The organism is Streptomyces sp. NPDC046197 (assembly GCF_040646295.1).
Taxonomy (GTDB): Bacteria; Actinomycetota; Actinomycetes; order Streptomycetales; family Streptomycetaceae; genus Streptomyces.
Genome location: NZ_JBEYZY010000022.1, coordinates 24,112 through 30,123, shown reverse-complemented (window position 1 = coordinate 30,123; position 6,012 = coordinate 24,112). Strand labels below are relative to the sequence as shown.

The 6,012-nt window shown below is 76.0% G+C and carries 3 protein-coding genes; 2 read left to right on the top strand and 1 reads right to left on the bottom strand.

The features are described from left to right. Nucleotides 1-357: 357 nt before the first annotated feature. Nucleotides 358-2,433 (bottom strand): DAK2 domain-containing protein, encoded by a 2,076-nt coding sequence (locus AB0A61_RS27410; RefSeq protein WP_361297544.1) that lies wholly within the window; start codon nt 2,431-2,433, stop codon nt 358-360. Between the two features lie 265 nt (nt 2,434-2,698). On the opposite strand from AB0A61_RS27410, the gene rpmB reads away from it, so the two are divergent. Both rpmB and AB0A61_RS27400 read left to right on the top strand, forming a co-directional pair. After that, on the top strand, nt 2,699-2,884 hold the full coding sequence (gene rpmB, locus AB0A61_RS27405) for a 50S ribosomal protein L28 (protein ID WP_330337598.1): 186 nt from the start codon (nt 2,699-2,701) through the stop codon (nt 2,882-2,884). Nucleotides 2,885-3,000: 116 nt separating this feature from the next. Next, a complete protein-coding gene (locus AB0A61_RS27400) occupies nt 3,001-6,006 on the top strand; it encodes a BTAD domain-containing putative transcriptional regulator (RefSeq protein ID WP_361297541.1) in 3,006 nt (1,001 codons plus the stop codon). Nucleotides 6,007-6,012: the final 6 nt, after the last annotated feature.

Below are 6,012 nucleotides of genomic sequence, written 5' to 3'. Positions count from 1 at the left end.
CGCAGTACGGATGCACCGCGAACCCGGTACCCGTACGGGCCGGACACCCAGCAGTGCGGATGCACCGCGAACCCGGTACCCGTACGGGCCGGACACCCAGCAGTACGGATCCGCCGCGAACCCGGTGCCGGTGCGGTAGCGGTGCGGGTGCCACGCGGCGGGGCGGGTGCCATGCGGTGCACGGCGGCGCGGTCCCGAGTGCGCGACGGGCACGGTGCGGCAGGGCGAGTGCCGTGCAGGGCCGCACGGCGGGCACGGTGCGAGTGCGCTGCGAGCGCCGTGCGGTGGAGCGGGTGCCGTGCGGTGCGGGCGCGCGGCGAGTGCGGTGCGGGTGCCGGCCGCCTCACTCCATCGGCGTCACTCCACGCCGATGAGCAGCAGCGGCCCCTGCCGGCCGCCCCGGTACACCACCGTGTCGACCGCCAGGTACGACTCGCGCACCCGGGCCTCCAGGTCGGCTGCGATCGATTCCGGGGCCTCGTCGCCCAGCACCAGGGTGACCATCTCGCCGCCCGCCGCGAGCATACGGTCCAGGACCGTCGCGGCCGTCGCCGTGACGTCGGAGGCGATCACGGCCACATCGCCGTCGATCAGGCCCAGGACGTCCCCGGCCTGGCAGATGCCGGCCGTGGTCCACGACTGGTGTTCGGCGACGGTGACCTCGGCGTGGCGGGTGGCGCCCGCCGCCGAGGTCATGGCGACGACGTCCTCGTCGAAGCGGCGCTCGGGCTCGTGCACCGCGAGGGCGGCGATGCCCTGCACCGCCGAGCGGGTGGGGATCAGCGCCACGCGGACCCCCTCCCCGCGGGCCTGCTCGGCGGCCGCCGCCGCGGTGTGACGCAGCTCGGCGTCGTTGGGCAGCAGCACCACCTCGCGCGCGTGGGCGCGGCGCACCGCCTCGACGAGCTCCCCGCTGGCCGGCGGCTCCCCGGGGCGGGCGAGCACGGTGGTCGCCCCGGCCTCCGTGTACAGGTCGGCCAGGCCCTCGCCGGGCACGACGGCCACCACGGCGCGCTGGGCGCGCTCGCGGGAGGGCCGCTCGGCACCGGTGGCGTGCACGTCGCCGGCGCCGAAGTGGGTGATCCTGATCCGGTACGGCCGCCCGGCCTCCACGCCCGCCTCGACGGCGGCGCCCGCGTCGTCGACGTGCACATGGACGTTCCACAACCCGTCGCCGCCGACCACGACGAGGGAGTCCCCGAGCGCGTCGAGCCGCTCCCGCAGCCGGGCCACGGCCGCGTCCTGAGCCTCCAGGAGATAGATCACCTCGTAGGCGGGATGCCGCCGCCCGCGCGCGGCCCCACCGGGACCCGCCAGATCGGCATCGGACACACACGCGCGCGCCCCGTCCGGACGATCGGCACGGCCTCCGCGCGCGTGCGTCCCGTCCGCGTCCTCGGACCCACCGGGCCCCGCGCGCTCTTCTCCCCGAGGGCCCGTCCGCCCCGGACCCGGGTGCGCTCCGCCCCCACGCTCCATCTGACCCCCGCCCGCGCATCCCTCTGCCGGAACGCCCGCATGATCTGCGCCCGGGTGGTCCGTGTCCGCATGCGCCTGTGCCGGGCCGTCCGCTTCGTCGGCGCGGGCGTGGGGCACAGTCGGCCGCGGGGCCGCCGTGTACGGCGCCCCCGTGGCCGGCGCCTGCCCCGTGAACGTCTCCACCAGGGCCGCGAGCACCGCCACCAGCCCCCGCCCGCCGGCGTCGACCACGCCGGCGCGTTCGAGGACGGCCAGCTGGCCCGGGGTGGCGGCGAGGGCCGTCCGCGCCCCCTCGTAGGCGGCGCGCGCGACCGTGCCGCAGTCGCCCTCGGCGGCGGCGGCCGCGTCGGCGGCGGCCGCGTCGGCGGCGGCCGAGGCGACCGACAGGACCGTGCCCTCGACCGGGTGGGCCACGGCCTGCCGGGCGGAGTCGGCCGCGTGCCGCAGGGCGAGCCGCAGGGCCTGTCCGTCGACGTGAGCACTCCCCCGGTCCGCGGCCAGCACCTGGGCCATGCCGCGCAGCAGCTGCGCCAGGATCGTCCCGGAGTTGCCCCGCGCCCCGATGAGGGCGCCGTGTGCCATCGCACGCGCGGCGTCGGCCGGCGACGGGCCGGACGGGGCCGCGCTGCCACCGGCGGCGTTCACCGCGTTCGCCGCGTTCGCCGCGTTCGCCGCGTTCGCCGCGTTCGCCGCGTTCGCCGCGTTCGCCGCGTTCGCCGCGTTCGCAGCGTTCGGCGCGTTCGCAGCGTTCACTTCGTATGCCGAGAACACCGCCTCCACCGCCGCGGCGGCCGACTCGACGGTCAGGTACAGGTTGGTGCCGGTGTCGCCGTCGGCCACGGGATAGACGTTGATCGCGTCGATCTCCTCGCGGGCCCGTCCCAGCGCCCGAAGTGCCAGACCGCACCAGGTGCGCACCGCGAGAGCATCGAACGTCTGCGGCACCTGCGCCACCTGCGCCTCCCTGAGCTGCTGGACTGCACGCAGCGTAGACCCCGGGGCGGGGCCGGCCGGAAGAGGGCCGGAGCGGGCCCCGGAGCAGCCATGGTAATTTCGTTCTGCGGGAGCAGCCGTTGTATGCTGCTCCGGTTGCCCGATCCCGGTCGGGCTTTCCCCTGGCAACGCCACTCAGATCTCAAAGCGCTCGTAGAGCCGTAAGATCTCGATCCCGGCATGCCGGGATCAACCGTAAGTGCATCTGAAGTCTTTGGAGTGACCCGTGGCTGCCAACTGCGACGTCTGCGGCAAGGGGCCGGGCTTCGGCAACAACATCTCGCACTCGCACCGCCGTACGTCCCGTCGCTGGAACCCGAACATCCAGCGTGTGCGTACCGTGGTCGGCGGGACGCCGAAGCGCGTGAACGCTTGCACCTCGTGCATCAAGGCCGGCAAGGTCGGGCGCTGACGCTCCAGCTGAGCGCGCGGCCACTGCCTGGTTCGCTGCACTGAGCCGGTCCACCTCAGGGTGGGCCGGCTTTTTGCCGTACCCGCGGACCCGCCTCACCTGCCAGAATCCGGGGAATGCGCTTCGGCATCCTGGGCCCGCTGGAGATCCGTACCGAGGACGGCAGCCCGACAGACCCCGGCGGGCCCCGCCCGCGCGCCCTGCTCACCCTCCTCCTGCTGGAGGCGGGCCGCACGGTGTCCACCGAGCGGCTGATCGACGGCCTGTACGGCGCCGAGCCGCCCGCCGGGGCCGCCAACGCGCTCCAGTCGCAGATCTCCCGCCTGCGCAGGCGCCTCGGCCCGGACGCGGAGATCGAGGCCACCGCGGCCGGCTACCGCCTCGTCACCGCGCCGGACTGCGTCGACGCCCACCGCTTCGAGCAGCTGGCCCGGGACGGCCGCGCCGCCCTCGCCGCGGGTGACACCGCGCGGGCGGCGGCCCGGCTGCGCGAGGCGCTCACCGAGTGGCGCGGCCCGGCCCTGCCCGACCTGCCCGGCGCGCATGCCGAGAGCACGCGCCTGGAGGAGCTGCGGCTGGCCGCCGTGACCGACCGGATAGAGGCGGACCTGCTGCTCGGCGGCGGCCCCGACCTCGTACCGGAGCTGCGGGCGCTGCTCGCCGCCCACCCGCTGAGCGAGCGGCTGTACGGGCAGTTGATGCGGGCCCTGCACGCGGCCGGGCGGCCCGCGGAGGCGCTCACCGTGTACGAGGAGGCCCGCCGCGCGCTCGCGGACCAGCTGGGCGCCGATCCCTCGCCCGAGTTGTCCGCGCTCCACCTGGAGCTGCTCCAGGGCGAGGAGCCCGCTCCCCGGCGCTCCCGGCTGCCCGCCCAGCTGACCCGTTTCGTCGGCCGCGACGCCGAGCTGGCGCGGATCGCCGCGCTCCTCGACCGGTCCCGTCTGGTGACGCTGACCGGCCCGGGCGGGGCGGGCAAGACCCGCCTGGCGATCGAGGCCGCCCGCACCCACCCGGACGTGTGCTTCGTCGAGCTCGCGCCGCTCACCGACGCCGGACGGATCCCGTACGCCGTCCTGACCGCACTCGGCGTGCGTGAGGGCTTCCGCAACGCCGCCGCCGACACCACGCAGCGGCTGCTGGCCGCGCTCGAGGAGCGGGAGGCGCTGCTCGTCCTGGACAACTGCGAGCACCTGGTCGAGGAGGCGGCCCGGGTCACCGGGCTGCTGCTCGGCTCCTGCCCGCGGGTGCGGGTGCTGGCCACCAGCCGGGAGGCCCTGGGCATCACCGGCGAGGTCCTCGTGCCGGTGCCGTCATTGCCGCCGAAGCCGGCGGAACAGCTCTTCCTCGACCGGGCGCGGGCGGTGCGCCCCGGCTTCGAGGGCCACGCGCGCGTGCCCGACATCTGCCGTGCGCTGGACGGGCTGCCGCTGGCCATCGAGCTGGCGGCGGCCCGGCTGCGCACCCTCGGTCCGGACGAGCTCGCCGACCGCCTGGACGACCGGTTCCGGCTGCTGACCCGCGGCGACCGAACCAAGGCGCCCCGCCACCGCACCCTGCGGGCCGTCGTGGAGTGGAGCTGGGACCTGCTGGACGAGCCGGAGCGGGAACTGGCCGGGCGGCTGACGGTGTTCGCCGGGGGTGCCACGGCCGACGCGGTCGAAGCCGTGTGCGGGGTGCCGTGGCCGCAGGACCTGCTGGCCTCGCTGGTGGAGAAGTCGTTCCTGGAGGTGTCCGACGGGCGCTACCGGATGCTGGAGACGATCCGGGCCTTCGCCGCCGAGCACGTCACCGGCCGGCGCGGACTCGAGGACGCGCACGCCGCGTACTTCCTCGGGCTGGCCGAGCGCGCGGAGCCGTACGTCCGCAGCGGCGAGCAACTGCCCTGGCTGGACCGGTTGAGTGCCGAGTACGCCGACCTCGACGCGGCCCTGCGCCACCTGACGGACACGGCTCCCGGGGACGCGCTGCGGCTGATGGCCGCGCTGACCTGGTTCCGGCGGCTGCGCGGCCTGCACGGCGACCACCTCGCGCAGGCCCGCGCGCTGCTGGCGGCCGTCGGCGACGAGCCGCCCGAGGGGCTGGCCGAGCAGTACGCCCTGTGCGCGATGAACGCGATCAGCGGCAGTGGCGAGGATCCCGGCGAGTCCGAACTCCTGGCGCGGGTGGGCGCCCTGATGCGGTCGCTGAACCGGCCGTTGCGGCTGCCGTTCACCGTGATCCTGTGGTCCCTGACGGGCGGCCCCCAGCTCACCGTCGAGGAGCACGTGCGCATCCAGACCAACGACAGCCCCTGGGGGCGGGCGCTGCTGGACCTGGGCGCCGCCTACCAGGAGCTGTACGCGGGCCGATCGGTCACGGCCGAGGCCGCGTTCGCCCGTTCCCTGGACGGTTTCCGGGCGACCGGGGACCGCTGGGGGATGGCCAACTGCCTCGATCCGCTCGGCACGTTCGCGCGCTGGCGGGGCGAGTACGGGCACGCCCTGCGGCTGCTGGACGAGGGCCTGACGTACGTACAGCAGCTGCGGGCGCCCGAGGAGAGCGCGGACCTGCTGCGCTCGCGGGCGAGCGTGCTGCTGCACCGGGGCGACGCCGAGGACGCCGCCGCTCACTTCACGCACGCGGCGGCACTGGCCCGCACCGCCGGTGTCCTCGACAAGGTGGCGGCCGCGCGGCGGGGCCTCGGCGACGTGGCCCGGCTGTCGGGGGACGCGGCCCACGCGCGCGTGCTCTACGAAAGCGCCCTGGAGCTGTGCGCGGCGAACTGGTTCAGCGCCGGTGAGACGGCGCGGATCCTCGTCGGTCTCGGCCGTACGGCCGCGGGTGAGGGGGACGCCGAGACGGCCCGGGAGTGGTTCACGCAGGCCCTGACCGCCGCCTCGGAGTCGCCGGAGGTGCTGGTGCTTGCGGAGGTGGCCGAGGCTCTGGCGGAGGTCGCCGGGCACCCGCAGCGGGCCGCCGAACTCCTGGGCGCCGCCGCGGGTGTGCGGGGTGCCGTCGTGCGCGGCGACCGCGATGCCGTCCGCACCGAGGAGGCCGTACGCGCGCGGCTGTCCGCCGAGGCCTACGACGAGGCCTTCGAGCGGGGCCGGCGGCTGCGGTCAGCGGCGGTCAGCGAACGGTAGGGGGAC